This is a genomic window from Nocardia farcinica (assembly GCF_029867845.1).
GTDB lineage: Bacteria > Actinomycetota > Actinomycetes > Mycobacteriales > Mycobacteriaceae > Nocardia > Nocardia farcinica_A.
This window is the reverse complement of sequence record NZ_JARWRU010001201.1, coordinates 1-2,259: the sequence shown is the minus strand read 5'-3', so window position 1 is coordinate 2,259 and position 2,259 is coordinate 1. Positions and strand designations below refer to the sequence as shown.

Below are 2,259 nucleotides of genomic sequence, written 5' to 3'. Positions count from 1 at the left end.
GCGATCGCCCAACTGAAAAGCTGGCGTGTGCTGCGTAAACTCCGCTGCTGTCCCTACAAGGCCGGACAACTCGTCAAGGCCATCCACGTCCTTCAGCACCGCGAACTCAGAGCCGCTCAGCAAGGATGAAAAAGGCTCACTCAGTTCTGCCAACTGCATCCCACCTTCTCATGCCCCACGTCCTTCACCCGGGAAAGACTCATCACGTGACACTTACTCATGGGTCAATCGAACGTAGGACTGCGGCGACGACTCTATACGATTAAGCTCGCCCCCTATTGGCTTATGGTTCTCGTCATAAGGTGAAGGGTGTGTAGTGGCGAAGGGTGGCGGCACGTGTCGGATGCTGTAGGGGTCCTGGTCACGTTCGGTGGTGCGCCGGGAATCGGACGTGTCGCTGCTGTCCACGCGGACCAAGTGCGCGTGGACTTCTTCGAGTCAGCAGCCGAACCGGTCGTCGGGTCGCAGTGGGTCTCGGTCAGGGATCTCCGCCGGGTTCTCCTCGACAAGGAGACCCGTGTATTCGTCCCGAAGAACGGCGGAGGTTGGCTCGCGGGTCGGGTAATCGGCGGGAAGTCACCCACCTATTTCATTCGCTTTCCCAATCAGGATGTTGATCATCCGGTGCCTGAGCATGCCCTTCGAGTGCGGTGGGAGCGACCGGTACACGACCCACTGCAGGTGCTCATCAGTGAGGCCAACGAGACCCCGCGGTTCCGAGATGCGAGGAAGGAGGTGCGTTACGCACTTCTCTCGGACCGGGCGTCGTCGATGTCCGCTACGGGCATCACGTCGTCCGGGGTGAAGATCCATGCCCACCAGGTGAGCGCCGCTCTGCGTATCATCAATGATCCGGTTCAGCGCTACCTGCTGGCTGACGAAGTGGGAATGGGAAAGACCATTCAGGCTGGATTCGTCATCCGTCAACTGCTCCTGGATGACCCGAGACGGCGTGTCGGTTTGCTCGTGCCGGATGCTCTGAGGGAGCAATGGCGGCAGGAACTTCTCGAGAAGTTCTATCTCGACGACTTCGCAACCTATGACGGGCGATTGCCTTTCGCCGTTCGCTCCCACGAGCAGCCGGAAGAATGGCGTAAGTTTGCCGGCGCGGACATGCTGGTGGTCGATGAAGTGCATCTGCTCGCTGCTGTTGAAACTCGGGATGAAGAGCCGTACCGACTCCTGGCAGAACTCGCCCAGGCGGTTCCAAGAATCCTGCTGATCACGGCAACACCATTCGGTAGACGCGCTGTGCACCACCTCGCGCTCCTTCACTTGCTCGACCCGGAGCATTTTCGTTGGGAGGAACAGGAACAGTTCGAGCGACTGATCGAGTCGAGAGTCGAACTGGCGGAGGTGATCACCGGACTGGAAGCACCCGATCCAGAGGATCCCGAGGATGTCGAGTACTTCTATGATCGGCTGAAGGGATTGCTTCCCCAGGACGAGTTGCTCTACGCGGCGATCGCGGACTCCTTGGCTACATACTCAGAAGGTACTGTTGCCGACGAGCACGCATTTCTGCGTTCCGTCGGCGTTGTCCGCACACATGTGGCCGAGACCTACCGTCTCCATCATCGGGTCATCCGCAACCGTAGGCACACTGTTCAGCGTCAGTCATTGGATGACGAAGGAACGATGACTCCGTTCGAGTTCACAGGGCGGCGGCGTCCGAACGTGCTTCGAGTGGAGACCACCGAAGGTGCGCTTACTGTCGGCGTAGTAGACGAGTGGTTGCGGAAGGCAGCGGACCATATTCTCGACCACGGTCTGGAGTCGCTGCCCTATGCACGTATCGCCGGCATGCTCGTAACCAAACTCGGTGCCGCCACCGCAGACGACATGGCCGCCGTCCTCGAAGTTCGGGTTTCGGGGGTCGACAATGGCGATTTCTCGCCGAGCGACCTGGCATGCTTGCGGAGCGCGCCGCCGTTGCCGTTCGAACGGGCTCTCCTTGATAGATTGCGGTGCTTGGAGGTGGCCGACGGACCTCGAACGTTGGCGCTCGCCCTGTTGCGCAAGATCAAACCGAGTCAGCGCGTCGTCGTGTTCTGCGGCAGGGGACGCCTCGCAGCCACTCTTTCGTCACAGTTGAGATCGATGGGCCGCGACTCCGTCGCCGTGCTGGAGCACTTCGCCGAGGCTTCGGGAGACGATCGGCAGCGAGCAGTTGAAGCGTGGCTGGCGTCGGGTGGTGTCCTCGTGGCAGATGAGAGTGGCGACGTCGGTCGCAACTTTCAACAGGCCGAGGTGGTGTTC

General features: G+C 60.4%; 1 protein-coding gene. It reads left to right on the top strand.

Annotation, left to right across the window (positions count from 1 at the left end):
- Positions 1 to 309 precede the first annotated feature (309 nt).
- A partial coding sequence (dpdE, locus tag QH283_RS26720; RefSeq protein WP_348538319.1) for a protein DpdE occupies positions 310 to 2,259 on the top strand: 1,950 nt, incomplete at its 3' end.